Genomic DNA, 25,604 nt, shown 5'->3' with positions numbered 1-25,604 from the left:
CTTTCTATTTTTAGAAAGAGTTTTTTTTGTTTTAAATTTTAATGTTTATTAAACTTTTACGCAATGTTAAATTAGTTTAAAAATAAAGAACTTCCTTAAGTGTTAATAACCTTAACTTAAATCTTATTTAATAAACTTGGTTTAGTTGTTTTGTTATTTCGCAGTCATAACTAACAATTAAATTTATAATGAAAAAACAACACTTAATTTTGCTTTTTGCTTTGTTGTTTTCGTTTTTAGGATTCTCTCAAAATGGAAATATTCAAGGTGCAATTATTGATGAAAAAGGTTTACCAGTACCTTTTGCAAATATTTTAATAGAGGCCGATAATAAAGGCGTTATTTCTGATGCTGATGGAAAATTCCTTTTTGTAAACGTATCAGAAGGAAACAAAACTCTTAAAGTAAAGTATTTAGGTTATGCTGATACTGAAACACAAGTAGAGGTGCAAGCAGGAAAAACTGTGAGCGTTACTATTTTTATTAGAGAAAAAGCTTTAGAACTAGAAGATGTAGTTATTAACAGTTATAATAACGGGCAAGCAAAAGCTTTAAACGCACAAAAAAATAAACAAAACATAACAAATGTTGTATCTACAGACCAAATTGGTAAATTTCCAGATGCAAACATTGGTGATGCTGTTAAGCGTATTCCAGGTATAACCATGCAGGTAGACCAAGGTGAAGCGCGTAACGTTATAGTGCGTGGTTTGGCACCTCAATTAAACTCTGTTACTTTAAATGGTAGCAGAATACCATCGGCTGAAGGTGATAACAGAAATATTCAAATGGATCTTATTCCTTCAGATATGATTCAACTTATTGAAGTTAATAAAGCTGTTACACCAGATATGGATGCAGATGCCCTTGGTGGTTCTGTAAACTTAGTTACTAGAACATCGCCAAACGGATTTAGAGCTGCTGCAACTTTAGGTTCTGGTGTTAATTTTATAACTGATAGACGTATTGTTAACACTTCTTTTTTAATTGGCGATAAATCTAAAAACGGTAAGTTTGGCTGGATGGCTTCTGCCTCTTTTAACGATTCAGATTTTGGTTCTGATAATATTGAAGCTGAATGGACCGATGAGTTTGCTTATTATGATGCCAATACAGATGAAGAAGTTGAAATGGAAGTAAACCCATATGCTAACGTATTTGAACAAAGAACATATATAGTACAACGCGTTCGTAGAAGCTTTTCTGTAAATTTAGATTATGCTTTTAACGCAAATAATAAAGTGTACTTAAAATCTATGTACAACTGGAGAGACGATAGAGAAAATCGCTATAGGTTAGAACATGAAATTTTAGATGCTAAAGATATTGAAGTAGGTGATTTTACAATTACCGATAACGTGCCAACCATGTTTCCTGTTGAAGTAAAAAGACAATCAAAAGGTGGTATAGATAACGATAGAAATAAAAATGCTAGATTAGAAGATCAACGCATGCAAAACTACAGTTTAGGTGGCGAGCATTTATTTGGTAAAGTAGAGTTTGACTGGATGGCGTCATACGCTAAAGCTTCCGAAGAGCGCTTAAACGAACGTTACATGGAGTACGAATCTAAATACATTATTAATAACCATGTAGCAGATTCTGAATTTCCATTATTTACACCTGTAAATAACACTGATAACACACCAAGTAATTTTGAGTTTGGTGAAATAACTGAAGAAAATCAATATACTGATGAAGAAGATTTTAACATCTTTGCAAACTTCAAACTACCATTAAATATTTTAAATAGCGCTAACGGATTCTTAAAATTTGGAGGTAGAATTAAATTAAAAGAAAAACAAAGAGATAATAATTTCTTTGAGTTTGAACCATTATCGCCATTTTTTGATACCTTATCTGGTTTACCATTAGTAGATCAAACCGATAAAGATTATTTAGCTGGTAGCCAATACGCAGCAGGCTTTTTTGCAGATCCTGAATATTTAGGGCAATTAAATTTAAACAATGAAGATGCTTTTAAAAAATCTGAAGTGCCAGATGAATACCTTAGAGCAAACTACAATGTTGAAGAAAAAGTATACGCGGCTTACGCCATGACAGAGCAAAATTTATCTGACAAATTAAACGTAATGGTGGGTGTGCGTGTTGAAAGCACAAAAACCGAAGCTACTGGTAACCAAATTGAAGATGAAGAAGATTTAGTAGGAACAATTACTGATGAAAAAAATTATGTACATATTTTACCTGGTGTACATTTTAAATATAACTTAAGCAACAATACTATTTTACGTTTTGCATGGACAAACACCTTGGCTAGACCAAATTATGCCGATGTTGTTCCAACGGTTGATGTTGTAAACGATGACGAAGAAATATTTTTAGGTAACCCAGAGTTAAGTGCTACAGAATCTATGAATTTTGATGTAATGGCAGAGCATTACTTTAAAGGTGTTGGTATTCTTTCAGGTGGTGCATTTTATAAAGATATTAGTGACTTTATTTACGTGTACCAATTTGAAGATGCTGCTACAGGTTATGATGCCTTTCAACCACAAAACGGTGATGATGCAAGCATATTAGGTGCAGAAGTATCTTTTCAACGTCAGTTAGATTTCCTTCCAGGGTTTCTTAAAAACTTAAGCCTAATGGCAAACTACACATATTTAACCTCTAGTGCCGATGGCGTTAGAAATGAAGATGGCGATGAAAGAACCGATTTAGATTTACCAGGTACAGCACCAAATATGTTTAATGGCTCTTTAGCTTACAATAGCAAAAAATTAAACATACGTTTATCGGCTAATTATTCAGATTCTTATATTGATGAAATTGGCGGTAGTGCTTTTGAAGACAGACATTATGATGAGCAGTTTTTATTAGATTTTAACGCTTCATACGCATTTAGTGATAACTTACGTTTGTATGTTGATGTTAATAATATTACAGACCAACCATTGCGTTATTTTCAAGGTGTTAAAAATAGAACTATGCAAGCAGAGTACTACGGAAGACGCCTTACCTTTGGTTTAAAATATGATATTTTCAAGCCAAGAAACTAACTGTTTTAAATGCATAAATTTATAATATTAATTGTAGGGTTACTAATTGTATCATGCGGGAAAAAGTTGCCTGTAATAGCGCCTAGTGTTGTTACAGAAAAGACGTTGCATGATACTGATGACCCCGCAATTTGGATAAACAAAAACGATGCATCAAAAAGTATTGTTTTTGGTACAGATAAAAACACTGAAGGGGCTATTTACGCATTTAATCTTCAAGGTAAAATAATAGAAAATAAAACAATTAGAGGTTTAAAACGCCCAAATAATGTAGATGTTGCTTATGGCTTTAAAATAAACGACTCAACACAAGTTGATGTTGTGGCATTTACCGAAAGAGAGCGCCAACAAATACGATTATTTTCTGTGCCAGATATGAAACCTTTAGATAATGGCGGTTTTAAAGTGTTTACAGATGCTACACAACCCGAAGCTAACTTGCCAATGGGTATTGCGCTTTATAAATCTGAAAAAACTAACAAATTATACGCCATTGTAGGCCGTAAAACAGGCCCTAAAGAAAATTATTTATACCAGTATGAATTAACTGCTGATACTTTAGGAGTACACGCTAATTTAGTTAGAAAATTTGGCCAATTTAGTGGGAAAAAAGAAATAGAAGCTATTGCTGTAAACAACAAAGAAGGTGTTGTTTATTATTCTGATGAAGGGCATTGTATTAGAAAATACCATGCAGAACCAAGTAAAGGGAATAAAGAAATTTTCTGTTTTGGTGGCGAATATTTTAAAGAAGATATTGAAGGTATTGCCATTGCGCATTACCCTAATAAATCGTTTTTAATAGTATCAAACCAACAAGCAGGTACATTTAATGTTTTTGATGTTAAAACCAATGCTTTTGTAAAAGAAGTAAATTTAGGAACCACAGAAACTGATGGTTGTGATGTTACTACAATGGCTTTAGGTACTGCGTTTCCAAACGGATTATTTGTAAGCATGAATAATGACAAAACGTTCTTTTTTCATGATTTAAAAAAGCTTAATTTAGAAGAGTAATTATTATTTGTTTTATAAAAGAGCTCTTTTCCTTTTTAGGAGAAGGGCTTTTTTTATTGACTTTTTTTAAAAAAATTACTAACTTTATATAATTCACTTTAAAAAATTACAGATATGCTTCCATTTAGATCAGAAATTAGGAATTCCCCAATGCAGCCTACCATTAAAATTTTTTTAGGTGATGTGTCTCTAGATCATAGAATTAAAACACACCTAGAGCATTTTAATGAAATTGACGCTATTGAAATTAGAAATAGTGTTGAGTGTAATCGTGTTGATGAAAATTTAACGGTTTTTTTAAAAGATGATGTAGATATTAATAAAATGAAATCTTCTATAGATTCTAGTTTGTGGTGGTATTTTGAGGGCGAATATGAACCGAAAGACGTGTAGCAATAGTGATTGATGCGGCATCCTTTTTTGTGCTTATAAGTACAGAATATTGCTGTGAAAACTAAAAATTAGATTTTATACGATTATAGCTGCTGAAACAGGTTTAGCACAACAAAGATATAGCGGAAAGCACGGTGCTTTAGCAATTGCCAAAATGCCAAAATAAATTTTGTTTAATGAATTTTATAAAACGCCACTTTGAGTGATTCTGAAGTATGAAGAATTGTATTGAGAAGTATTAAAAAATCCCAAACATCACTGCTTGGGATTTTTAATTTTCTAACAATCTTAAGAAGTCTAGATTAATATCTATAATGCTCAGGTTTATAAGGTCCTTCTACGGTTACACCAATATATGTTGCTTGGTCTTCGCGTAGCTCGGTTAACTCAACACCAATTTTAGATAAGTGTAATTTTGCTACTTTTTCATCTAAATGTTTTGGTAGCATGTAAACATCATTGTTGTAGGCTTCGGCGTTGTTCCAAAGTTCAATTTGTGCTAAGGTTTGGTTTGTGAATGAGTTACTCATTACAAAACTTGGGTGTCCTGTTGCACAGCCTAAGTTTACTAAACGGCCTTCGGCTAAAACAATAATATCTTTTCCGTTAACGGTATATTTATCAACTTGTGGTTTAATTTCAACCTTTGTGTTTCCGTGGTTTGTGTTTAACCAAGCCATGTCTATTTCGTTATCAAAGTGGCCAATGTTACAAACAATGGTTTTGTCTTTCATAGCTTCAAAATGCTCGCTTCTTACAATATCTTTGTTTCCTGTAGTTGTAATTACTACATCGGCATTACCAACAACGGTTTCTAGTTTTTTAACTTCAAAACCATCCATGGCAGCTTGTAAAGCACAAATTGGATCTATTTCTGTAACGGTAACTATACTTCCTGCGCCTCTAAAAGAAGCTGCTGTACCTTTACCAACATCACCATAACCACAAACTACAACGCGTTTTCCGGCTAACATTACATCGGTTGCACGACGTATGGCATCAACAGCACTTTCTTTACAACCGTATTTGTTGTCAAATTTACTTTTTGTAACAGAATCGTTTACGTTAATTGCTGGCATTGGTAATGTACCGTTTTTAACGCGCTCGTATAAACGGTGTACACCTGTTGTGGTTTCTTCACTTAAACCTTTTATGCCAGATACTAACTCTGGGTATTTATCTAAAACCATGTTTGTTAAATCGCCACCATCATCAAGAATCATGTTTAAAGGTTTTCTGTCTTCACCAAAGAAAAGAGTTTGTTCAATACACCAATCAAATTCTTCTTCGTTCATGTTTTTCCATGCGTAAACAGCGGTTCCGGCATCGGCAATGGCAGCGGCTGCGTGGTCTTGTGTAGAAAAAATGTTACAAGAACTCCAAGTTACTTCGGCACCTAAAGCTTGTAATGTTTCAATTAAAACGGCTGTTTGTATAGTCATGTGTAAGCAACCTGCAATACGCGCACCTTTAAGTGGTTGCGAGTTTTTATACTCTTCGCGTAAGCTCATTAAACCTGGCATTTCAGCTTCGGCTAATTCAATTTCTTTTCTTCCCCAAGCGGCTAATGAAATATCTTTAACCTTATTAGGAACGTAAGCAACTGTTTTTGTACTCATATTATTATATTTGTGGGTCTTTTTAATTTAAAGTGCAAAGATAACCAATAACTTTCATAAAACTAAATGCCTCTTTATAAAACCCTTACACCTAATTTACAAACATGTGTTAAAATTTGGAAGATTACAGAATCTTTTAACGCATTAATGGCGCCTTTACAACTTACTGAAAATAGCCTTAATAGAGTTAACAGTATGAAAAGTGAAATGCACCAACGCGGATTTTTAAGTGTACGCCATTTGCTTAGGGAGTTTGGGTATACAGATACCGATTTATTTTATGACGATTTTGGAAAACCTTATTTAAAAGATGGTAAACAAATTTCAATAACACACTCGTTTAATTTTTCGGCAATGATTGTAAGCAATTGTAAAGTAGGTATTGATGTTGAAAAACAACGCGATAAAATATCTTTAATTGCGCATAAGTTTATTGATTATGAAAATTTGTATTTAGATAAAAACGCTAATGATTACATAAAAAAACTTACCGTAATTTGGTGTGTAAAAGAATCGTTATACAAATTATATGCTACACCTGGTTTAAGTTTTAAAAATCATTGTTTAGTAATTCCTTTTAATATTGAAGACGAGCAAACCTTGGCTTGGATTGATTATAACAACAAAAAGTGCCGTTATAACATAACATTTTTAGCGTTTGAAGGTTTTACCTGTGCTTATGCCATTGCTTAGTATGAACACTATATACAAAAACATACAAACAGCGGCTTTAAAGGGTAATAAATTATTAGCTGTTTTAATTGATCCGGATAAAATGGAAGTGGTACAAGTAGCCAATTTTATGTTGAAGTTAAATGCATCTATAACAACTCATATTTTTGTTGGCGGCAGTACAGTACATGAAAATGTAACGGATGTTTTGGTAAATGAAATAAAAAAACACACTAATTTACCCATTATTTTATTTCCAGGAGATACCAACCAAATTACAAATAAAGCCGATGGTATTTTGTTTTTATCTCTTATTTCTGGCAGAAATTCAGAATATCTTATTGGTAAACATGTAAAAGCAGTTTCTAAATTAAGAGCAACAAATTTAGAGGTAATACCAACGGGCTATTTACTGGTTAATGGCGGCAATGACACAGCGGTACAGCGTGTAACAGGAACAAAACCACTAGATCAAAATAACGCTCAATATATTGTTGATACGGCAAAGGCAGGAGAACTTTTAGGAATGCAATTAATGTATTTAGAAGCCGGTAGTGGTGCCAAAAAGCATGTTCCTTTAAAAGTAATTAACAACGTAAAAAAAGAACTTAATGTGCCATTAATAGTTGGTGGTGGCATTAAAACCAAATTACAATTAAAAAATGTATTTAAAAATGGAGCAGACCTAGTTGTTATTGGTACTGCTTTTGAAAATGATGCATCTTTTTTTGATGATTTAAGGAAATAAATTGTTGTACTAAACCTGGTTGTAGAGAGCTTGTTTAAGTATTTCAATAAAATTAGAAACACTAAGATTTCCACCTTCGTGGAAATGAAAAGAAGAAATATTAAATGGAAATATCAGTAGAATTAACATTAACGCCATTACAAGATAATTTTGAGCCAGCTATAATTCATTTTATAAAAAAGTTAAGAGCTTCAAACTTAAAAGTAATAGAAAACCCATTGAGCACTCAGGTTTTTGGTAATTATGACGAAGTGATGCATGTATTAACTACAGAAATAAAAGAAGCTTTTGAGCTTATTGATAAAGGCTTACTTTATATGAAAATTGTAAAATCAAACAGACACGATTATGAGCCACATTTTTAATTGGTTATTTTCGCAATATCAAGGCATACCAACGCATTTAATTGTGTTGGAGTTTATTGGTGTGTTTTTTGGTTTTTTATCAGTTTGGTATTCAAAAAAAGAAAATATTTTAGTGTACCCATCGGGTATAATTAGTACCGCTATTTTTGTTTATATATTGTTAGTTTACGGTCTTTTGGGTGATATGCTAATTAATGCGTATTATTTTACAATGAGTATTTATGGTTGGTATTACTGGACAAGAAAAGATGCCAATAACAGCCAAGTGCCTGTTACCAAAACCACTAAAAAAGAGCAAAAATATACTGTTGTTATATTTGTGTTAACACTAATTTTTGTAGCTGTTATTTATTTGGTTAATAATAAGTTTAATAACTGGACGGCTTATGTTGATACCACTACAACGGCTATATTTTTTGTTGGCATGTGGCTTATGGCTAAAAAGAAATTAGAAAATTGGGTGTACTGGATTATTGGCGATGTTATTTCTGTGCCCTTATATTTGTATAAAGGCTTGGTGTTTACATCACTTCAATATTTAATATTTACCGTTATTGCAATTTACGGTTACAAAGCATGGAAAAACAGCTTAAACAACAACCTGCAAACTGCGTAAAAGTAGTTTTATTTGGGCCAGAATCTACCGGAAAAACTACCTTGTCTAGGCAGTTAGCGCGCTATTACAATTCGGTTTGGGTGCCAGAATACGCTCGTGAATATTTACAAGATAAATGGAATAACGAACGAAAAACTTGCGAACCACACGATTTGTTACCCATAGCCATTGGCCAAATGCGGTTAGAAAATGCACTAGCACAAAAAACAGATACCGTTTTAATTTGTGATACAGATTTATTAGAAACTAAAGTATATTCTGAAGTGTATTACGGAGGTATTTGCAATGAAACTTTACATAAATTTGCCATTGAAAATACTTACGATTTATATTTTTTAACTTATATTGATGTCCCTTGGGAAGCCGATGATTTACGCGATAAACCCAACGAAAGAAAACAAATGTTTAAAGCCTTTAAAAACGAATTAATTAAGCAAAACAGGCCATTTGTGTTGTTAAAAGGAAGTAAAACAGAACGCTTAAATGAGGCCGTAAAACATATAGATAAGCTATTAAAAAACAATAAATAATGTTTACCGAAAAAGATATACAGCAAATACATAACAAAGGCATAACAATAGACCAAGTACATAGCCAAATAGAACGCTTAAAAAATGGCATGTCTTATTCAAAATTATTGGCTGCAGCAACTATTAATAAAGGCATTGAAAGTTTTAATGCTGCTGAAACCAAAGAGTATATTAACCTTTATGAAAAACAAAAAGACGCATTGTCTATTGTTAAGTTTGTGCCGGCTTCGGGTGCTGCTACAAGAATGTTTAAATTTTTGTTTCAGTTTTTAAAAACTTTCAATCCTAAAAAAGAAACCTTAAAAGCATACATTAAAGCGCAGAGCAATGACTTAGTAGATACATTTTTTTCAAATTTACAGGCATTTCCGTTTTATAATGATGTTATAAAAAAAATAGAAAAAACTACTTTAAATTACAACGCTTTACCTGAAGATGAGCAGCGTGTTGTTTTTGTAAAAACCATGTTAAGCGAAGGCGCTTTAAACTACAGTTTTTACCCAAAAGGGCTGTTGCCGTTTCATAAATATAAAAATGAATATGTTTCGGCTTTTACAGAGCATTTGTTAGAGTCAACAATCTACGCTTCATCAAATAATAAAGCACATCTTCATTTTACAGTTTCTGAAAAACATCATAAATATTTTGAAGCAGAATTTGATAAAGTTAACAAATCAATTACAGATAAAACAGGTGTTAATTTTCATGTAAGTTATTCGTATCAAAAACAAGAAACAGAAACAGTTGCTTTAAAATCAAACAACAAAGTTTTTAGAAATGAAGATGACTCTATTTTGTTCAGACCCGCAGGTCACGGTGCGCTTTTAGAGAATTTAGATGCTTTAAACTACGATTTTATTTTCATAAAAAATATTGATAACATAACTGTTGAAAGTAAAAATATAGCCATTTCTGAATACAAAAAACTATTGGCAGGTGTTTTACTTAGCATTCAAAACAAAGTGTTTGAATTTCTAAATAAATTAGATACAAATACTTGTAATGAAGAAGACCTAAAAATAATGGCACTTTTTTTAATTCACAGGTTAAATGTTGTTGTAACCAAACAGTTTGATACACTTTCGCTTGAAGAGAAAAAAGTCTATTTAAAGAAAAAATTAAATAGGCCAATGCGTGTTTGCGGTATGGTTAAAAATGAAGGACAACCAGGTGGCGGACCATTTTGGGTTAAAGAAGCTAATGGTAATGTATCATTACAAATTGTAGAGTTTGCTCAAATAAATTTTAGTAGTAAAGAACAACAAAGTATTGTTTACAAAGCCACACATTTTAACCCAACAGATTTAGTGTGTGCCGTTAAAAATTATAAAGGTGAAAAATTTAATTTGAAAGATTATGTAGATTATGATGCCGCTTTTATTACCATGAAAACACAAAACGGTACAGATATTAAAGCTTTAGAGTTACCTGGACTTTGGAATGGTAGTATGGCAGACTGGATTACCGTATTTGTTGAAGTACCTTTAGAAACCTTTAACCCCGTAAAAACAGTAAACGATTTACTAAAACCAGCACACCAAACAAATTAATGTTTAACCAAAATAATTTAATAAACGAACTTAATTTCAAAGCCGTAAGAAGCTCGGGCAGTGGTGGGCAGCATGTAAATAAGGTAGCTACAAAAATTGAGCTTAGTTTTAACGTGTCTCAATCAAATGTTTTAACCCAAGAGCAAAAACAACGTATATTTTTAAAACTAAAAAATAAGCTTACCAACAACGGCGTGTTAATATTACAATGTGCCACCACCCGAAGTCAATTTAAAAATAAAGAATTGGCAATACGTAGGTTTTTGCAGCTAATAAAAACAGCGTTAATTAAACCTAAAAAACGTATTGCAACCAAAGTACCAAAAGCCGTAGTTAAAAAAAGATTAGACACTAAAAAGAAACAGGCTTTAAAAAAAGCTAATAGGCAAAAACCTAATTTAAACTAAAAAATTAGTAAACAAATAGTTAATAATTACTATTTGGTTAGTACATTTGCAGCGTTCTCAAAAAGGGGTGCTACATCCAGTAATCAGTCCAAATTTTCAGTAAGCAGTAAAACTGTTAACCGCTAAATATGATTGACAATTGGAATCAGGCTGAGATCATACCCATTGAACCTAGAACAGGTAATGCTGTTTAGGAATTAAAGATTATGTTATACTAAACTGTTAAATTTAAAGCAGTTTGAATATTAAATAAGTATCACATTTTCTAAAAATCAATTTAATATAAACTGAAGAATAATTACCTCTTTTTATTCGATTATAACGTTTTATGTAATCGACATGAAAAACTTAATTCTTTTATTCGCATTAATATGTTTTACCACAATTAATGCGCAACAAAACAACAAAACAACAGATTCAACTTCAACCCAAAAACTAGACGAGGTTTTAGTAAAAGCAGTACGTGTAGATGCAGATTCGCCCATTACACATTCAAATGTAAGCAAAGAAGAAATTGCAAAGCGCAATTTAGGGCAAGATATTCCTGTTTTATTAAACTATTTACCATCGGTTGTAACAACTAGTGATGCCGGTGCTGGTATAGGTTACACAGGTATTAGAGTGCGTGGTGTAAGTGGTAGTTCAACCAACGTAACTATTAATGGTATACCTTATAATGATGCTGAAAGTTTAGGAACCTTTTGGGTAAATTTACAAGACTTTTCATCATCGGTAGAAAGTTTACAAGTGCAACGTGGTGTAGGTACTTCAACAAATGGCGCTGGTGCTTTTGGGGCTAGTGTAAATATTTTAACCGATGCCGTTTCAAAGGAAACACAAGGCGAAACATCGCATAGTTTTGGTAGTTATAATACAAGACGCCATAATGTTAAATTTAGTACAGGTTTACTAAATAATCATTTTGAATTAGCTGGTAGATTATCACAAATAAAATCAGATGGTTATATTGATAGAGCCACTTCAAACCTAAAAAGTTACTTTGTACAAGGTAGTTATGTAAATAACGGAACTTTGCTTAAAGCTGTGGTTTTTGGTGGGCATGAAATTACATACCAGTCTTGGTACGGTTTTAATCCTGTAGATGTGGCTGCAGTGGGTGCAAACCCAAATATAAATGACAACAGACGTTACAATATTAGTGGTATTCAGTTAGATGAAAATGGTGTTTTTGAAGGGTATTATGATAACCAAGTAGATGATTACAAACAAGACCATTATCAATTACATTGGAATCAAAAATGGAACAACAATTGGTCCACAAACTTAGGTTTAAATTATACAGACGGTCGAGGCTTTTTTGAAGAATTTGTTGATGATTACTACTACTCAAATGTGTTTTTTGCAAACGATGCTAGTTTCGAATTTTTGGGCAAAGATCCAATAACAGTTAATGGCGAAGAAGTAACCTCTCAAGATTATGTGCGCAGAAGATGGTTAGATAACAATTTTTATGTGTTAAATGCCAATGTAAATTATAAAAATGATAAGGTAAACATCATTACTGGTTTGTCTTACAGTACCTATCATGGCAATCATTTTGGAGAGTTAATTTGGGAACAATATGCAAACACCAATAATTTTCGAGATCGTTATTATGAAGGTGATGGTGATAAATATGACTTCAACGCGTTCTCAAAATTAACTTACAAGCTTAATGATAATTTAAGCCTTTATGCCGATGTGCAATACAGAGGTGTTAACTATGATACAAGCGGTATTAATTCAGATTTAGAAGTTTTTAAAATAGATAAAACGTTTAATTTCTTTAACCCTAAATTAGGTTTCAATTATAGTTTAAATGAAAAAAGCGATTTGTATTTTTCTTATGCAAGAGCAAATAGAGAACCAAGCAGAGGCGATTTTGAAAACAACCCAGAAGTAAAACCAGAAGAGTTAAACGATTTTGAATTAGGTTGGCGTTACAAAAACAAAAATGTAGGCTTTAATGCAAACGCTTATTACATGGCTTACAATGAGCAGTTGGTGGCAACCGGTGCTTTAGATAATTCTGGGGCTCAAATAAGAGCCAATACAGGTAAAAGTTATAGAGTTGGTTTAGAGGTTGAAGCTACTGTTGCTCTAAATAAATTAACACTACAACCTAACTTTACTATAAGTTCAAATAAAAACCAAGAAACATTTTTTAAACGCGACGGTGTTTTGCAAAACTTAGGTGAAACTAATATTGCCTTTTCACCAGATGTTGTGGTTGGTAATGCTTTAACGTATAGTTTTATGCCTAATTTTCAAGCTACATTGTTAAGCAAGTTTGTAGGTGAACAATACATGGGTAATATAGACTCAGAATTTTCTAAGCTTGATAGTTATTTTGTAAACGATTTAAATGTTGTTTATGAAATTAAAACTAAATCAATTTTTAAATCTATAACGCTTACAGGTTTAGTAAATAATATTTTTGGTGAAAAATATATTTCAAATGGATTTTTCTTCACATTTGATGATGATTGGTCTGTACCCGGTGAAGTTACTACAATAGAAGGCGCAGGTTACTATCCACAAGCCACCTCTAACTTTCTATTAGGCGTAACTTTAAAGTTTTAAAATAGATTTAAATTTTTCTACGAAAGCAACAATTAACTTATAATTGCCAAAGGAAGAAGCATCTCATTACAGAGGTGCTTTTTTCATTTTAAATAAAATTAGTAGTATCTTTGTTAAAGATAAACTTTAGGGGTGTTTCCTTAAAATTGATAATGTCAATTTTTTTTGAAACTGAGATTTACCCTTTGAACCTGATGAAGTTAGTACTTACGTAGGGAAAAGTGAATGTTTTATTTATAATAATACAGAGGTTTTTTTAAAACCTACACTTCGTAAAAACGGGGCGTTCTACCTAAAGTTGTCATTTTAAAACATGTGTAAATGATAACAATAACAGTAAACAACAAACCCCAAAGCGCACCCAAAAATATTTCATTACAACAGTTTTTAACAAACACGGTATCATCAACCCAAGGCATTGCTGTAGCTATTAACCAAGAAATAATAGCAAAAGCTAACTGGGAAAACAAAGTGCTTTTTAACGGCGATACTATTTTAATTATTCAAGCAACTCAAGGCGGATAAAAGCTAAAAGATATTGGGTTTTAAGTAGCCATTAGCTTCAATATAAATTTAAATAATATAAACACCAAAGGCTCATTACAACAGCCAAAAGCAATAAAAAATGAAAAAAAAGGACACGGCACCAACAGCGCAATTAATTACAAGAAATCCATTTCCAAATTCAAAAAAAATCTATGTTAAAGGGCAAATTTACCCTGAAATTAAAGTAGCTATGCGTCAAATAACGCTAAGTGATACTAAAGATTCTATGACGGGTAAAGTAACACCCAATGAGCCCGTAACGGTATATGACACATCTGGCCCGTACACTGACCCTGAAAAAGACATTAATGTACACAACGGAATTGAAAGAATACGCGAGCCATGGGTTTTAAATAGAAAAGATGTAGAGCAATTAAGTCAGTTTTCTTCACAATATTGTAATGAACGCTTAAACGATACTAGTTTAAATCATATGCGTTTTTCACACTTAAAAAAGCCATTAAAAGCAAAAAAAGGGCAAAACGTAACACAATTACATTATGCTAAAAAAGGCATTATAACCCCAGAAATGGAATACATTGCTATTCGTGAAAATCAAAAAATTGATGAAATGACCGAATTAGCTAAACAACATCCAGGGCAAGATTTTGGGGCTTCAATTCCTAAAAAAATAACCCCAGAATTTGTGCGTTCAGAGGTTGCTCGTGGTCGCGCCGTTATTCCAAATAACATAAACCACCCTGAAAGTGAACCTATGATTTTAGGTAGAAACTTCTTAGTTAAAGTAAATGCTAATATTGGTAATTCAGCCACAACATCATCTATTGAAGAAGAAGTTGAAAAAGCAGTGTGGGCATGCCGTTGGGGTGCAGATACTATTATGGATTTATCTACCGGCAAAAATATACATGAAACGCGCGAGTGGATTATTCGTAACTCACCAGTACCAGTAGGCACAGTACCCATTTATCAAGCATTAGAAAAAGTAAATGGCGTTGCAGAAGATTTAACTTGGGAAATTTTTAAAGACACCCTAATTGAACAAGCAGAACAAGGTGTAGATTACTTTACCATTCACGCAGGTGTTTTATTGCGTTACGTGCCCATGACGGCTAAACGCGTTACAGGTATAGTATCTCGTGGTGGTTCCATTATGGCAAAATGGTGTTTAGCACATCACAAAGAAAACTTTTTATACACGCATTTTGAAGACATTTGCGAAATTTTAAAACAATACGATGTGGCCTTTTCTTTAGGCGATGGTTTACGCCCAGGCTCAATTGCCGATGCTAATGACCAAGCGCAATTTGCCGAATTAGAAACTTTAGGTGAACTAACAAAATTAGCGCGCAAGCACGAAGTACAATGCTTTATTGAAGGCCCAGGGCATGTGCCAATGCACATGATAAAAGAAAACATGGATAAGCAATTAGCGGCTTGCGATGAAGCACCATTTTACACCTTAGGCCCACTAACTACAGATATTGCACCAGGTTATGACCACATTACATCGGGTATTGGTGCTGCAATGATAGCGTGGTACGGTTGCGCCGTTTTATGTTACGTAACACCAAAAGAACATTTAGGCTTGCCAAACAGAGACGATGTGCGTGAAGGCGTAGTTACTTACAAACTAGCAGCTCATGCAGCAGATTTAGCCAAAGGGCATCCAGGGGCTCAACACCGTGATAACGCCTTAAGTAAAGCACGTTTTGAGTTCCGTTGGGAAGACCAATTTAACTTAGGTTTAGACCCCGAAAAAGCACGCGAATTTCATGATGAAACCTTACCTGCCGATGGTGCTAAAATTGCCCACTTCTGTTCAATGTGCGGACCAAAATTCTGTTCAATGAAAATATCACAAGAGGTAAGAGATTTTGCTGCCGAAAATGATATTGATGAAAACAACGAAATTTTTCAAAAAGGTATGAATGAAAAATCTGAAGAATTTAAAGAAAAAGGATCTGAAATTTATTTGTAAATAAAAATAAGGGAGTTCCCACGCTGAAAAAGCGTGGGCGGGCTTTCCGTTGCAATCTTTTGCAAAAAAAGCAAAAGGATTTCCACTACAATCCCTAACTCAAAAAAAATGATAGTTTTAATAGCGCCAGAATATAACGTTACAAATGAAATTGATGTACTTCAACAATTGTTTCAAAACGGGCTGCAGTATTTTCACCTTAGAAAACCTCATATGAATTATCAGCAACATTGTGATTACTTAAACCAAATAGATTCCAAATATCACAATTGTATAGTAACGCATCGTTTTCATGAGCTATTAAACAATTTTAATTTAAAAGGTATTCATTTTCAAGAAGTCAAAAGGCGTCAGGTTTTAAACACAATGCCATCTTCAATAAATAAAAAACAATTTATTACGCAGTACGCTAAATTATTAAACGTAACATGTAATTTGTTAGAAACAAAAACCATAAGCTCTTCGTTTCATGAACCTGATGAATTAGAAAATTGTCCGGTTATTTTTAACTATCATTTGCTAAGTCCGGTGTTTTCATCTATTTCAAAAAAAGGGTATAGTGGTCGTGGTTTTAACGTTAATCACATTAATAAAACAATTATAGGTATGGGCGGTGTTACAGCAAATAATTTAACAGCATTTGATAAGCTTGGTTATAAAGGCGTAGGCGTTTTGGGTGGTATTTGGCAAAGTAATACGCCTGTTGAGGTTTTCAAAACAATGAAATGTCATTTTAATTAGTTTTAATATAATAACATGGAAACACATAAATATATACTAACCATTGCAGGTCATGATCCGTCAGGTGGTGCAGGTTTAACTTCAGATGTTAAAACCTTTGAGGCTCATGGGTTATACGGTTTATCAGTATGTACAGCTATTACAATTCAAAATGATACCAATTTTAAAGAATGTATTTGGGTTGAAAAAGATTTAATAATTGCTCAAATAAAAACCTTGTTTGATAGGTTTACAATTAATGTAGTTAAAATAGGCATTGTTAAAAACTGGAAAACACTATCTGTTTTAATTGATGTGTTGCATACATTAAATGCTAACGTTAAAATAATTTTAGACCCAATAATAAAAGCAACGGCGGGTTTCGATTTTCATACTACCGAAAACCAAGATATTTTAGATGAAATCTGGAAAAAATGCTACTTAATTACACCTAATTATGATGAAATACAAATGCTATATCCAGATAAAAATATTGAAGATACCATAGCGCATATTTCAAGTAAAACCAATGTTTATTTAAAAGGCGGACACCGAACCGATAAAAAAGGAACTGATGAGTTGTACCACAGCGGTATTGTAATGGTAAACATATTACCTAATGCTAAAACGGTGTTTCAAAAACATGGTAGTGGTTGTGTGTTATCATCTGCATTGGCATCTCAAATTTGTTTGGGTTTACCACTTGAGGAGGCGGCTGTTTCATCAAAAATATACATAGAGCGGTTTTTAAATTCCAATGAATCACTTTTAGGCATTCACAATAAGATATAATAAAAAAACTAGTAAAAAAATGATAAATAAACTACATTATATTTCACAAGGAAACACACCAAAAGCGCATTTAGAAAACATCCAAAAAGCTTGCCAATACGGAGCAGAATTAGTGCAATTGCGTTTAAAAGATGTTTCTGAAAAAAAAATCTTAAAAACAGCCGAAGAAGCTAGAGACATTACCAGTCATTTTCAAACTAGATTAATAATTAACGACCATTATAAAATTGCTGAAGCTGTAAATGCCGACGGTGTACACCTTGGAAAAACAGATGCTAACCCTACCATAGCAAGAAAAACTTTAAAAAGCTGGCAAATTATAGGTGGTACAGCCAACACGCTAAATGATTGCCAACAACGTATTAATGAAAAGGTAGATTATATAGGTTTAGGGCCGTTTAGGTTTACTACAACAAAAAAGCAGTTAAGTCCTATTTTAGGCGCAAACGGTTATTTGTCAATTATTGATGCTTTAAATACTAGTATGCCCATTATAGCTATTGGAGGCATAACAATAAATGATGTGCCAGAATTATTAAAAACAGGTATTCACGGTATAGCAATTTCAGGAGAAATAACACGCGATTTTAATAAAATTAAAGCGTTTCATACGCTGTTAAATGCTGGTAGTGCGCAAGAACAACGCTACAGCTTTAAAAAATAAAATAATGAACGATACATTAAAAATAGCCGATAAAGAATTTACATCAAGACTCTTTACAGGCACGGGTAAATTTAGTGCAAACAACGTAATGGCAGAAGCTATTTTAGCTTCAAAAAGTGAGTTGGTAACCGTGGCATTAAAACGTGTGGAAGCGCATAATCAAAATGATGAAATGCTAAAAAGTATACAACAACCACATGTTAATTTATTACCAAATACATCGGGTGTAAGAGATGCCAAAGAAGCTGTTTTTGCAGCACAATTAGCACGTGAAGCCTTAGAAACTAATTGGATTAAGTTAGAAATTCATCCAGATCCTAAATATTTATTGCCAGATCCTATTGAAACTTTAAAAGCTGCTGAAGCACTTGTAAAACAGGGCTTTGTGGTTATGCCATATATTCATGCAGATCCGGTATTGTGTAAACGGTTAGAAGAGGTTGGCACACAATGTGTTATGCCTTTAGGAGCACCAATAGGCACCAATAAAGGTTTAAAAACTATGGAGTTTTTAGACATTATTATTGAGCAAAGTAATGTGCCTGTAATTGTAGATGCTGGTATTGGCGCCCCATCGCACGCGGCTTATGCTATGGAGTTGGGTGCCGATGCTGTTTTGGTAAATACAGCCATAGCCGTATCACAAAACCCTGTTGAAATGGCTGTTGCTTTTAAAATGGCTGTTGAAGCTGGCCGAATGGCTTACAATGCAAAATTAGCAAGTGTTAAGCAACACGCCGAGGCTAGTAGCCCGTTAACCTCATTTTTAAACTAAATAGTAGTTATGCAATCTTTTAAAAATGTATTTAATTCATATGCTTGGAATGATGTATTGGCAAATATTCATAACAAAACAGCAACCGATGTAGAAATTGCTTTAGCCAAACAAAAACGCAATTTAGAAGATTTTAAAGCCCTATTATCGCCAGCTGCAGCACCGTATTTAGAACAAATGGCAGTACAAAGTAAGGCTATTACTAAAAAGCGTTTTGGTAACACTATTCAAATGTACATTCCTATGTATTTGTCTAATGAATGTCAAAATATATGCACTTATTGTGGTTTTAGTATGACTAATAAAATTCCGCGAAGAACATTAACAGATGCCGAAATTTTAAAAGAAGTCGCTTTCATAAAAAGTAAAGGATATGACCATATTTTACTAGTTACAGGTGAAGCTAACAAAACCGTGGGTGTGCCTTATATTAAACATGCTATTGAGCTTATAAAAGACAAGTTTTCAAATATTACAATTGAGGTGCAGCCATTAAACCAAAAGGAATACGAAACCTTAATTGATGCTGGTTTATATGCCGTTTTGGTATATCAAGAAACGTATCATGAAGCCGAATATAAAAAGCATCATCCCAAAGGAAAAAAATCGAACTTTAATTATCGTTTAGAAACACCCGATAGATTGGGGCGTGCAGGTGTTCACAAAATTGGTTTAGGGGCATTATTTGGTTTAGAAGATTGGCGAGCAGATAGTTTTTTCACAGCATTACACCTTAAATATTTGCAAAAAACCTACTGGAAAACAAAGTACTCTATTTCTTTTCCGCGTTTGCGCCCACACAGTGGTGGTTTAGAGCCTAAAGTAGAAATGACAGATAAAGATTTGGTACAAACCATTTGTGCTTTTAGGTTGTTAGATGAAGATGTTGAGTTATCTTTGTCTACCAGAGAAAGTGAAACATTTAGAAACCACATGGTGCATTTAGGTATTACATCGGTAAGTGCAGAAAGTAAAACAAACCCTGGAGGTTACACCGTAGATCCTCAAACTTTAGAACAGTTTGAAATATCTGATGAGCGCCCCACCGAAACCATTGCACAAATGCTTAAAAAGCAAGGTTTAGAGCCCGTTTGGAAAGATTGGCAACATTTTAAATAGCACAAAATGCTAACGGATAACGAAAAAAAAATATACAGCAGACATATTATTCTTGATGAAATAGGCCTTGAAGGACAAGAAAAACTAAAACAAGCAAAAGTATTAGTTATTGGTGCTGGCGGATTAGGTTGCCCTATTTTACAATACTTAACCGCAGCAGGTGTTGGCACTATTGGTATTGTTGATGGTGATGTGGTTGATGTTAGTAATTTACACCGTCAAATTTTATATACGGTTGATGATGTTGGTAAACCTAAAGCATTAACGGCTTCAAAACGGTTAAAACAACTCAATCCGCACGTTAATTTTAATGTTTTTGAAACGTTTTTATCAACAAAAAATGCCGTCAATTTATTTTCAGAATATGATATTATTGTTGATGGTTCTGATAATTTCCAAACACGTTATTTATGTAATGATGCTGCTGTAATTACCAACAAGCCTTTAGTGTTTGGTTCTATTTTTAAGTTTGAAGCGCAACTATCAGTATTTAATTATAAAAACGGACCAACATACAGGTGTTTATACCCAACACCACCAAGTGCAGGTTCAGTGCCATCATGTTCAGATGTTGGTGTTTTAGGTGTTTTACCGGGTATTGTTGGCTGTTATCAGGCCAATGAAGTTTTAAAAATTATATTAGAAAAAGGCACTGTTTTATCAGGTAAGCTATTAACGTTTAATGTGCTTAATATGGAACAAATGATGTTTGATTTTAGTAAAAATGAAGCGTTAAAAATTACAACTTTAGAAGCTGATTATAACGTGTTTTGTGGTGTTGAAAAACCTTCAGAAAGCATTTTAATAGAAACCTTAAACACTAACAAAGCAGCCTATAATTTATTAGATGTAAGAGAGCCTTGGGAACGCGCTCAACATAGTATTGGTGGCCAACATATTCCTTTAGGTGAATTAGCTACAAAGTTTCAAAATATTTCTACTGAAAAACCTTTGGTTGTGTATTGTAAATCTGGTGTTAGAAGCCAAAAAGCTATTGCTTTTTTACAAGAGCAGCTACCTAATGCAACTTTAATAAATTTAAAAAATGGTATTGGCTAATTAAAAATGGTTAAAATATTTCCGCTTTTTTCTACGCGGTAAAATTTTAATGAGCAACGTAATTCTGGGTTTTCCAAAGGTTCGCCAGTTACAAGGCTGTATTTGTTTTTAGTAGCACAGTTTGAAGTAGCATTTAAACCCGAAGGTGTTAGCACCGAACACTCATTAGGTATAACATTTGGGTCTGCGGCATCCCAAGCATAATAATCGGCTCCCGTACTAACAACAATTATTCCCGCATTTCCCGCATTTGGCAAATAAACAGGGTTACCTGCAAAAGGTAATTGGCTGTATTGTGGTAAGCTTAGGTTTATGGTTTCATAAACATTAATATCTATTAAAAATTTACAGTTTTCATCTGTGGCAGAATTACTGCTACAAGCGCTTAAAACCAGTAAAATAAGTATGCTATAAATTATTTTCATAATCAGTAAAAAAATGGATTGCAATTTACAACAAAAAGTAAACCAACTTAAATATTTTGTATATTTGCATTACAATCTCGTGAGAACGGGATTTTTTTTATGCTGAACTTACAGATTTTAAACTATTTGTATTTCAGCATTTCAAGTTATTAAATAAACGATGAAGTTATGAGTAAAGTATCTTATTACACAGCTGAAGGATTAAAAAAATTAAGAGATGAGCTAAAACAGCTTAAAGATATTGAACGCCCAAAAGCATCTCAAGCTATTGCTGAAGCTAGAGATAAAGGTGATTTAAGTGAGAATGCAGAGTACGATGCCGCTAAAGAAGCACAAGGATTACTTGAAATGAAAATTTCTAAATTAGAAGAAACACTTTCAACAGCAAGATTAATTGATGAATCTCAGTTAGATACATCAAAAGTTTTAGTGCTTTCAAAAGTGAAAATAAAAAACCAAACCAATGGTATGGAAATGACTTATACGTTGGTGGCTGAAAGTGAAGCCGATTTAAAAAGCGGTAAAATTTCAGTAAACTCGCCAATTGGTAAAGGTTTATTAGGTAAATCTGTTGGTGATGTTGCCGAAATTAAAGTGCCAAGTGGTGTAATGAAATTTGATATTGTAGAAATTTCTAGATAAAAAACTAAAACTTGCTAGTGTTATCTGGCAGGTTTAAAATATAATTATGGCTTCAATATTTACCAAAATAATTAATGGCGAAATACCTTGTTATAAAATAGCAGAAACCGATGATTTTCTAGCTTTTTTAGATATAAACCCAAATAGTAAAGGACATACACTTTGTATTCCTAAAAAAGAGATTGATAAAATTTTTGATTTAGATGAAGCTACTTACAATGGGCTTATGCGCTTTTCAAGAACAGTTGCTTTAGCTATAGAAAAAGCTATACCCTGTAAACGCGTAGGTATAACCGTTATAGGTTTAGAGGTGCCACATGCACATGTTCACTTAATACCACTGCATAGTATGGATGATGCACGTTTTATAAAAAAGGAAACCTTAACACCTGAAGCATTTGAAAGTGTAGCCACTGCTATTAAAAAACACCTAGAATATTAGGATTTACTAGCATCACCGTAATTGTTATAACTAACAAAATTCCTAATAAAATGGTAGCCCAAAAAGTGTTCTTAAAATATTTTGAAGCTTTTTTTGGCGTAACAGCTTTTTGCTGATATTCAAAAACACGATCAATATCATCAGTCCATTGCACAGGGTAAATAGTTGTTTTACAAACTTTACACTCTAAAACATGTTCAATTTGGTTTGTAATAGATTTATAAAACATAGTTTCTACAAATTTTTGTGTAAAGGTTAAACGTAAGCCTTCATTATTGTAGCACTCAGGGCAATTATTTTTTAAAGTAACCTCTTTTAAATTAATAAATGATTCCTTCATGTTTTAAGCATATTTTAAGGTAATTTGTATTGTGGTGCCTTTATTTTTTTCAGAAGAAAGTACTTTTATTTTTCCATTATGAAAATCTTCAATAATACGTTTAGTAAGCGATAAACCTAAACCCCAACCACGTTTTTTGGTTGTAAAACCGGGTTCAAAAATTTTATTAAAATCTTTTTTTGCAATGCCTTTTCCGGTATCGGTTACTTGTATTTTAACAAGATTTTCAAGTTGTAAAATCTCAATAGTTAAACTACCGCGGCCTTTCATGGCGTCAATGGCGTTTTTAACTAAGTTTTCAATAGTCCAACTGTAAAGCTGTTTATTAAGTTTAACAGGTATTATTTTTTCAGATGTTATTAAATTAAAATTTATAAGGTTTGATGATCTTGCTTTTAAATAATCGTAAGCAGTAATGGTTTCTTTAACAATATTAGCGGTTTCTAGTGTAGGTAAAGAGCCTATTTTACTAAAACGTTCGGCAATAATTTGTAGTCTATCAATATCTTTTTCAATTTCAATAATATAATCTGGGTTTACATTTTCGGTTTTTAAAATTTCGGTCCAACCAATTAAAGAAGATAATGGTGTACCAATTTGGTGAGCCGTTTCTTTTGCCATACCACTCCAAAGTTTGTTTTGGGTAGCATTTTTATTACTACTATAAAAGAAGAAAATAACCGCGCCAAACAGTACCACAATTAGTATTAATGCTAATGGGTAGTATTTTAGTTTGTTTAATAAAGGTGAGTTGCCGTAATAAATGGTGTTGTAAAGTTTACCATCAAACTTTACTTTTATAGGGGTGTTTTCTTGTTCAAATTTTAAAATAAGTTTGTTAATATAGGCGGTGTCTTGTGCTTTTTTTGGGTCTATGTTGTTAAAATCTATGCTGCCATCTCTGTTAACCATAATCATGGGTGTGGTTTTGTTACTAGTAATTACCTGTAATGGTAAATCGCCCATGTTTTCGTTTAGGTTGTCTGTTTTAATTAAATCAGATTGTGCAAACGACCAATTTTCCATTTTCACACGTTCTTCATGCTTAAAATGCTGAAAAAACTCGTAGGTTTTCCATAAAATAACAGAAACAATAATGAAAGAAGTGGCAATAATTATCCACCTAAATGTGTTTTGGTTTTTAGTAAAAAGCATTAACTATACATTTACATTGTAATATAATGCAATTCTGTTAATATTATTGTGCTAGTTGTTAGTAATTCTGTTTTTTCAAACAACACATAATAGTTACCTTTGTTAAAACTAAATTTGTTAATGGCGTCATTTAATCCAAAAAACCTATCAACCAGCGTATTACATAGTTATTTGTTAAGTGCTGTTGCACCAAGACCTATAGCTTTTGCAAGTACAATTAATGATAAGGGAGAAGCCAATTTATCGCCGTTTAGCTTTTTTAATGTTTTTAGTGCAAATCCGCCTATATTAATTTTTTCGCCTGCGCGAAGAGTAAGAGATAACACTACAAAACACACATTGCATAATGTTGAAAGTATTAAGGAAGTGGTTATAAATGTGGTTAATTATGATTTGGTGCAACAAATGTCATTATCAAGTACAGAGTACCCTGAAGGCGTAAATGAATTTGAAAAAGCAGGTTTAACTATGTTAAAATCTGATGTGGTTAAGCCGTTTAGAGTTGCAGAATCGCCAGTGCAGTTAGAGTGTAAGGTAAACCAAGTTATAGCTTTAGGCACCGAGGGTGGTGCAGGTAATTTGGTTATTTGTGAAGTTTTAAAACTTCATATTGATGATGAAGTTATAAATGAAGATAACACCATAAATCAAAAACGATTAGATTTAGTTGCCAGAGCAGGTGGTAGTTTTTACAGTAGAGCCAGAAGAGGCTTTTTTGAAATACCTAAACCATTATCAACCTTAGGTATTGGCGTTGATAATTTTCCTGAGCATGTAAAAAATTCAATGATTTTAACAGGAAATGATTTAGGTATGTTAGGCAATGTTGAAGCATTACCAAGTAACGATGAAGTTGATGCATTTATTAAAAAGTTAGCAAGCAGGTATCCTAATATAAAAACCGCATCGCATAGAGAAAAGCATAAACTAGCCAGTAACTATTTAAGTTATGGCGATGTGCAAAGTGCTTGGAAAATTTTATTAAGTAAGAGTAAATAATAAATACATATTTTAAGTAATGGAAGTTCAAGGAAGAATAAAAGTAATAGGAGAAACACAAACTTTTGGAGCTAATGGTTTTAGAAAAAGAGAAATTGTTGTTACTACAGAAGAGCAGTACCCACAACATATTATGGTAGAGTTTGTGCAAGATAAAACCGATTTATTAAGCAATTACCAAGTAGGGCAACAAGTAAAAATAAATATTAATTTAAGAGGAAGAGAATGGGTAAATCCGCAAGGTGAAACCAAATATTTTAACTCTATACAGGGTTGGAGAATTGAAGCAGTGCAACAACAAGCAGCAGGAGATAGTAATTTACCACCCGTACCACCAACTGATGCGTTTGAGCCAGCAGGAAATTTAAACGAAGAAGATCATGATGATTTACCATTTTAATGATATTAAATAATTCTGTTTACACAGGAATATTAAAAAAACCTCAGCATTTTATGTTGAG

The 25,604-nt window shown here is 32.9% G+C and carries 27 protein-coding genes and 1 riboswitch; of the genes, 23 read left to right on the top strand and 4 right to left on the bottom strand.

From position 1 onward, the window contains the following. Positions 1-188: 188 nt before the first annotated feature. From ACXAG4_RS09890 to ACXAG4_RS09880, 3 genes are all read left to right on the top strand, one after another. Positions 189-3,023, top strand: coding sequence for a TonB-dependent receptor (locus ACXAG4_RS09890; protein ID WP_475295913.1), 2,835 nt, complete (start codon positions 189-191; stop codon positions 3,021-3,023). Between the two features lie 9 nt (positions 3,024-3,032). After that, positions 3,033-4,040: a phytase gene (locus ACXAG4_RS09885; RefSeq protein ID WP_475295912.1), complete on the top strand. Its 1,008-nt coding sequence runs from the start codon at positions 3,033-3,035 to the stop codon at positions 4,038-4,040. Between the two features lie 114 nt (positions 4,041-4,154). After that, entirely contained in the window at positions 4,155-4,433 is a 279-nt protein-coding gene (locus ACXAG4_RS09880) for a hypothetical protein (RefSeq protein WP_475295911.1), read from the top strand. Between the two features lie 302 nt (positions 4,434-4,735). On the opposite strand, the gene ahcY is transcribed toward ACXAG4_RS09880, so the two are convergent. Further along, a complete protein-coding gene (gene ahcY / locus ACXAG4_RS09875; RefSeq protein WP_475295910.1) occupies positions 4,736-6,052 on the bottom strand; it encodes an adenosylhomocysteinase in 1,317 nt (438 codons plus the stop codon). Between the two features lie 66 nt (positions 6,053-6,118). Between ahcY and ACXAG4_RS09870 the strand changes: the two genes are divergently transcribed. The 16 genes from ACXAG4_RS09870 to ACXAG4_RS09795 all read left to right on the top strand — a co-directional run bounded on the left by ACXAG4_RS09870 (position 6,119) and on the right by ACXAG4_RS09795 (position 21,140). Continuing rightward, the gene (locus ACXAG4_RS09870) at positions 6,119-6,745 is read left to right on the top strand and encodes a 4'-phosphopantetheinyl transferase family protein (RefSeq protein ID WP_475295909.1); all 627 of its coding nucleotides are present in this window, start codon (positions 6,119-6,121) and stop codon (positions 6,743-6,745) included. A 1-nt stretch (position 6,746) separates the two neighbouring features. Then, a complete protein-coding gene (locus tag ACXAG4_RS09865; RefSeq protein WP_475295908.1) occupies positions 6,747-7,472 on the top strand; it encodes a phosphoglycerol geranylgeranyltransferase in 726 nt (241 codons plus the stop codon). 104 nt (positions 7,473-7,576) lie between these two features. Further along, on the top strand, positions 7,577-7,837 hold the full coding sequence (locus tag ACXAG4_RS09860; protein WP_475295907.1) for a thiamine-binding protein: 261 nt from the start codon (positions 7,577-7,579) through the stop codon (positions 7,835-7,837). Next, positions 7,821-8,453 (top strand): nicotinamide riboside transporter PnuC, encoded by a 633-nt coding sequence (gene pnuC, locus ACXAG4_RS09855; RefSeq protein ID WP_475295906.1) that lies wholly within the window; start codon positions 7,821-7,823, stop codon positions 8,451-8,453. Before ACXAG4_RS09860 ends, pnuC begins: the two co-directional genes overlap by 17 nt. Beyond that, positions 8,414-8,983, top strand: coding sequence for an AAA family ATPase (locus ACXAG4_RS09850; protein ID WP_475295905.1), 570 nt, complete (start codon positions 8,414-8,416; stop codon positions 8,981-8,983). Before pnuC ends, ACXAG4_RS09850 begins: the two co-directional genes overlap by 40 nt. Continuing rightward, on the top strand, positions 8,983-10,533 hold the full coding sequence (locus tag ACXAG4_RS09845) for a DUF4301 family protein (protein ID WP_475295904.1): 1,551 nt from the start codon (positions 8,983-8,985) through the stop codon (positions 10,531-10,533). The genes ACXAG4_RS09850 and ACXAG4_RS09845 overlap by 1 nt, the downstream gene beginning before the upstream one ends. Then, on the top strand, positions 10,533-10,940 hold the full coding sequence (gene arfB, locus ACXAG4_RS09840) for an alternative ribosome rescue aminoacyl-tRNA hydrolase ArfB (RefSeq protein ID WP_475295903.1): 408 nt from the start codon (positions 10,533-10,535) through the stop codon (positions 10,938-10,940). Before ACXAG4_RS09845 ends, arfB begins: the two co-directional genes overlap by 1 nt. 339 nt (positions 10,941-11,279) lie before the next feature. Continuing rightward, positions 11,280-13,523 (top strand): TonB-dependent receptor, encoded by a 2,244-nt coding sequence (locus ACXAG4_RS09835; protein ID WP_475295902.1) that lies wholly within the window; start codon positions 11,280-11,282, stop codon positions 13,521-13,523. Between the two features lie 118 nt (positions 13,524-13,641). Next, a riboswitch (TPP riboswitch) is annotated at positions 13,642-13,758 on the top strand. An 86-nt stretch (positions 13,759-13,844) separates the two neighbouring features. Beyond that, complete coding sequence (gene thiS / locus ACXAG4_RS09830) at positions 13,845-14,048, top strand: sulfur carrier protein ThiS (protein ID WP_147134602.1); 204 nt, start codon at positions 13,845-13,847, stop codon at positions 14,046-14,048. A gap of 100 nt (positions 14,049-14,148) precedes the next feature. Further along, complete coding sequence (gene thiC, locus ACXAG4_RS09825; RefSeq protein ID WP_475295901.1) at positions 14,149-16,011, top strand: phosphomethylpyrimidine synthase ThiC; 1,863 nt, start codon at positions 14,149-14,151, stop codon at positions 16,009-16,011. Positions 16,012-16,119: 108 nt separating this feature from the next. Further along, a complete protein-coding gene (locus ACXAG4_RS09820; protein WP_475295900.1) occupies positions 16,120-16,752 on the top strand; it encodes a beta/alpha barrel domain-containing protein in 633 nt (210 codons plus the stop codon). Positions 16,753-16,767: 15 nt separating this feature from the next. Next, complete coding sequence (locus ACXAG4_RS09815) at positions 16,768-17,523, top strand: hydroxymethylpyrimidine/phosphomethylpyrimidine kinase (RefSeq protein WP_475295899.1); 756 nt, start codon at positions 16,768-16,770, stop codon at positions 17,521-17,523. Positions 17,524-17,542: 19 nt separating this feature from the next. Continuing rightward, a complete protein-coding gene (gene thiE / locus ACXAG4_RS09810) occupies positions 17,543-18,187 on the top strand; it encodes a thiamine phosphate synthase (RefSeq protein WP_475295898.1) in 645 nt (214 codons plus the stop codon). 4 nt (positions 18,188-18,191) lie between these two features. Next, on the top strand, positions 18,192-18,962 hold the full coding sequence (locus ACXAG4_RS09805) for a thiazole synthase (protein WP_475295897.1): 771 nt from the start codon (positions 18,192-18,194) through the stop codon (positions 18,960-18,962). Positions 18,963-18,971: 9 nt separating this feature from the next. Continuing rightward, positions 18,972-20,081, top strand: a complete 1,110-nt coding sequence (gene thiH, locus ACXAG4_RS09800) for a 2-iminoacetate synthase ThiH (RefSeq protein WP_475295896.1) — start codon at positions 18,972-18,974, stop codon at positions 20,079-20,081. Between the two features lie 6 nt (positions 20,082-20,087). After that, positions 20,088-21,140: a ThiF family adenylyltransferase gene (locus ACXAG4_RS09795; protein WP_475295895.1), complete on the top strand. Its 1,053-nt coding sequence runs from the start codon at positions 20,088-20,090 to the stop codon at positions 21,138-21,140. Here the strand turns inward: ACXAG4_RS09795 and ACXAG4_RS09790 are convergent. Beyond that, positions 21,137-21,565 carry a hypothetical protein gene (locus ACXAG4_RS09790; protein ID WP_475295894.1) on the bottom strand — a complete coding sequence of 143 codons (429 nt, stop codon included), beginning with the start codon at positions 21,563-21,565 and terminating at the stop codon, positions 21,137-21,139. The two genes, ACXAG4_RS09795 and ACXAG4_RS09790, sit on opposite strands and share 4 nt — an antisense overlap. Before the next feature lie 168 nt (positions 21,566-21,733). Between ACXAG4_RS09790 and greA the strand changes: the two genes are divergently transcribed. Continuing rightward, the gene (gene greA / locus ACXAG4_RS09785) at positions 21,734-22,207 is read left to right on the top strand and encodes a transcription elongation factor GreA (protein ID WP_475295893.1); all 474 of its coding nucleotides are present in this window, start codon (positions 21,734-21,736) and stop codon (positions 22,205-22,207) included. Positions 22,208-22,253: 46 nt separating this feature from the next. Next, positions 22,254-22,649, top strand: coding sequence for an HIT family protein (locus ACXAG4_RS09780; RefSeq protein WP_475295892.1), 396 nt, complete (start codon positions 22,254-22,256; stop codon positions 22,647-22,649). Here the strand turns inward: ACXAG4_RS09780 and ACXAG4_RS09775 are convergent. Both ACXAG4_RS09775 and ACXAG4_RS09770 read right to left on the bottom strand, forming a co-directional pair. Next, on the bottom strand, positions 22,627-22,989 hold the full coding sequence (locus ACXAG4_RS09775; protein ID WP_475295891.1) for a hypothetical protein: 363 nt from the start codon (positions 22,987-22,989) through the stop codon (positions 22,627-22,629). The two genes, ACXAG4_RS09780 and ACXAG4_RS09775, sit on opposite strands and share 23 nt — an antisense overlap. A 3-nt stretch (positions 22,990-22,992) precedes the next feature. Then, complete coding sequence (locus tag ACXAG4_RS09770) at positions 22,993-24,144, bottom strand: sensor histidine kinase (protein WP_475295890.1); 1,152 nt, start codon at positions 24,142-24,144, stop codon at positions 22,993-22,995. Between the two features lie 120 nt (positions 24,145-24,264). On the opposite strand from ACXAG4_RS09770, the gene ACXAG4_RS09765 reads away from it, so the two are divergent. Then, positions 24,265-25,143, top strand: coding sequence for a flavin reductase family protein (locus ACXAG4_RS09765; RefSeq protein ID WP_475295889.1), 879 nt, complete (start codon positions 24,265-24,267; stop codon positions 25,141-25,143). Between the two features lie 19 nt (positions 25,144-25,162). After that, positions 25,163-25,543 (top strand): DUF3127 domain-containing protein, encoded by a 381-nt coding sequence (locus ACXAG4_RS09760; RefSeq protein ID WP_147134641.1) that lies wholly within the window; start codon positions 25,163-25,165, stop codon positions 25,541-25,543. The last annotated feature ends 61 nt before the right edge of the window (positions 25,544-25,604 follow it).

The sequence above is a fragment of the Seonamhaeicola sp. ABD4_175 genome, assembly GCF_056160885.1.
Note: the sequence above shows the minus strand (reverse complement) of the source record. Positions and strands in the feature narration are given on the sequence as shown.

Bases quoted from the DNA above. Each gene is read 5' to 3' on its own strand.
- ACXAG4_RS09845 (WP_475295904.1), top strand. From the start codon at position 8,983: ATGTTTACCGAAAAAGATATACAGCAAATACATAACAAAGGCATAACA.
- ACXAG4_RS09865 (WP_475295908.1), top strand. From the start codon at position 6,747: ATGAACACTATATACAAAAACATACAAACAGCGGCTTTAAAGGGTAAT.
- thiE (WP_475295898.1), top strand. From the start codon at position 17,543: ATGATAAATAAACTACATTATATTTCACAAGGAAACACACCAAAAGCG.
- ACXAG4_RS09880 (WP_475295911.1), top strand. From the start codon at position 4,155: ATGCTTCCATTTAGATCAGAAATTAGGAATTCCCCAATGCAGCCTACC.
- arfB (WP_475295903.1), top strand. From the start codon at position 10,533: ATGTTTAACCAAAATAATTTAATAAACGAACTTAATTTCAAAGCCGTA.
- ahcY (WP_475295910.1), bottom strand. From the start codon at position 6,052: ATGAGTACAAAAACAGTTGCTTACGTTCCTAATAAGGTTAAAGATATT.
- ACXAG4_RS09850 (WP_475295905.1), top strand. From the start codon at position 8,414: ATGGAAAAACAGCTTAAACAACAACCTGCAAACTGCGTAAAAGTAGTT.
- ACXAG4_RS09770 (WP_475295890.1), bottom strand. From the start codon at position 24,144: ATGCTTTTTACTAAAAACCAAAACACATTTAGGTGGATAATTATTGCC.
- ACXAG4_RS09760 (WP_147134641.1), top strand. From the start codon at position 25,163: ATGGAAGTTCAAGGAAGAATAAAAGTAATAGGAGAAACACAAACTTTT.
- ACXAG4_RS09805 (WP_475295897.1), top strand. From the start codon at position 18,192: ATGAACGATACATTAAAAATAGCCGATAAAGAATTTACATCAAGACTC.
- thiH (WP_475295896.1), top strand. From the start codon at position 18,972: ATGCAATCTTTTAAAAATGTATTTAATTCATATGCTTGGAATGATGTA.
- thiS (WP_147134602.1), top strand. From the start codon at position 13,845: ATGATAACAATAACAGTAAACAACAAACCCCAAAGCGCACCCAAAAAT.
- pnuC (WP_475295906.1), top strand. From the start codon at position 7,821: ATGAGCCACATTTTTAATTGGTTATTTTCGCAATATCAAGGCATACCA.
- ACXAG4_RS09835 (WP_475295902.1), top strand. From the start codon at position 11,280: ATGAAAAACTTAATTCTTTTATTCGCATTAATATGTTTTACCACAATT.
- ACXAG4_RS09775 (WP_475295891.1), bottom strand. From the start codon at position 22,989: ATGAAGGAATCATTTATTAATTTAAAAGAGGTTACTTTAAAAAATAAT.
- ACXAG4_RS09790 (WP_475295894.1), bottom strand. From the start codon at position 21,565: ATGAAAATAATTTATAGCATACTTATTTTACTGGTTTTAAGCGCTTGT.
- ACXAG4_RS09890 (WP_475295913.1), top strand. From the start codon at position 189: ATGAAAAAACAACACTTAATTTTGCTTTTTGCTTTGTTGTTTTCGTTT.
- ACXAG4_RS09795 (WP_475295895.1), top strand. From the start codon at position 20,088: ATGCTAACGGATAACGAAAAAAAAATATACAGCAGACATATTATTCTT.
- ACXAG4_RS09815 (WP_475295899.1), top strand. From the start codon at position 16,768: ATGGAAACACATAAATATATACTAACCATTGCAGGTCATGATCCGTCA.
- ACXAG4_RS09820 (WP_475295900.1), top strand. From the start codon at position 16,120: ATGATAGTTTTAATAGCGCCAGAATATAACGTTACAAATGAAATTGAT.
- ACXAG4_RS09870 (WP_475295909.1), top strand. From the start codon at position 6,119: ATGCCTCTTTATAAAACCCTTACACCTAATTTACAAACATGTGTTAAA.
- thiC (WP_475295901.1), top strand. From the start codon at position 14,149: ATGAAAAAAAAGGACACGGCACCAACAGCGCAATTAATTACAAGAAAT.
- ACXAG4_RS09860 (WP_475295907.1), top strand. From the start codon at position 7,577: ATGGAAATATCAGTAGAATTAACATTAACGCCATTACAAGATAATTTT.
- ACXAG4_RS09780 (WP_475295892.1), top strand. From the start codon at position 22,254: ATGGCTTCAATATTTACCAAAATAATTAATGGCGAAATACCTTGTTAT.
- ACXAG4_RS09885 (WP_475295912.1), top strand. From the start codon at position 3,033: ATGCATAAATTTATAATATTAATTGTAGGGTTACTAATTGTATCATGC.
- ACXAG4_RS09765 (WP_475295889.1), top strand. From the start codon at position 24,265: ATGGCGTCATTTAATCCAAAAAACCTATCAACCAGCGTATTACATAGT.
- greA (WP_475295893.1), top strand. From the start codon at position 21,734: ATGAGTAAAGTATCTTATTACACAGCTGAAGGATTAAAAAAATTAAGA.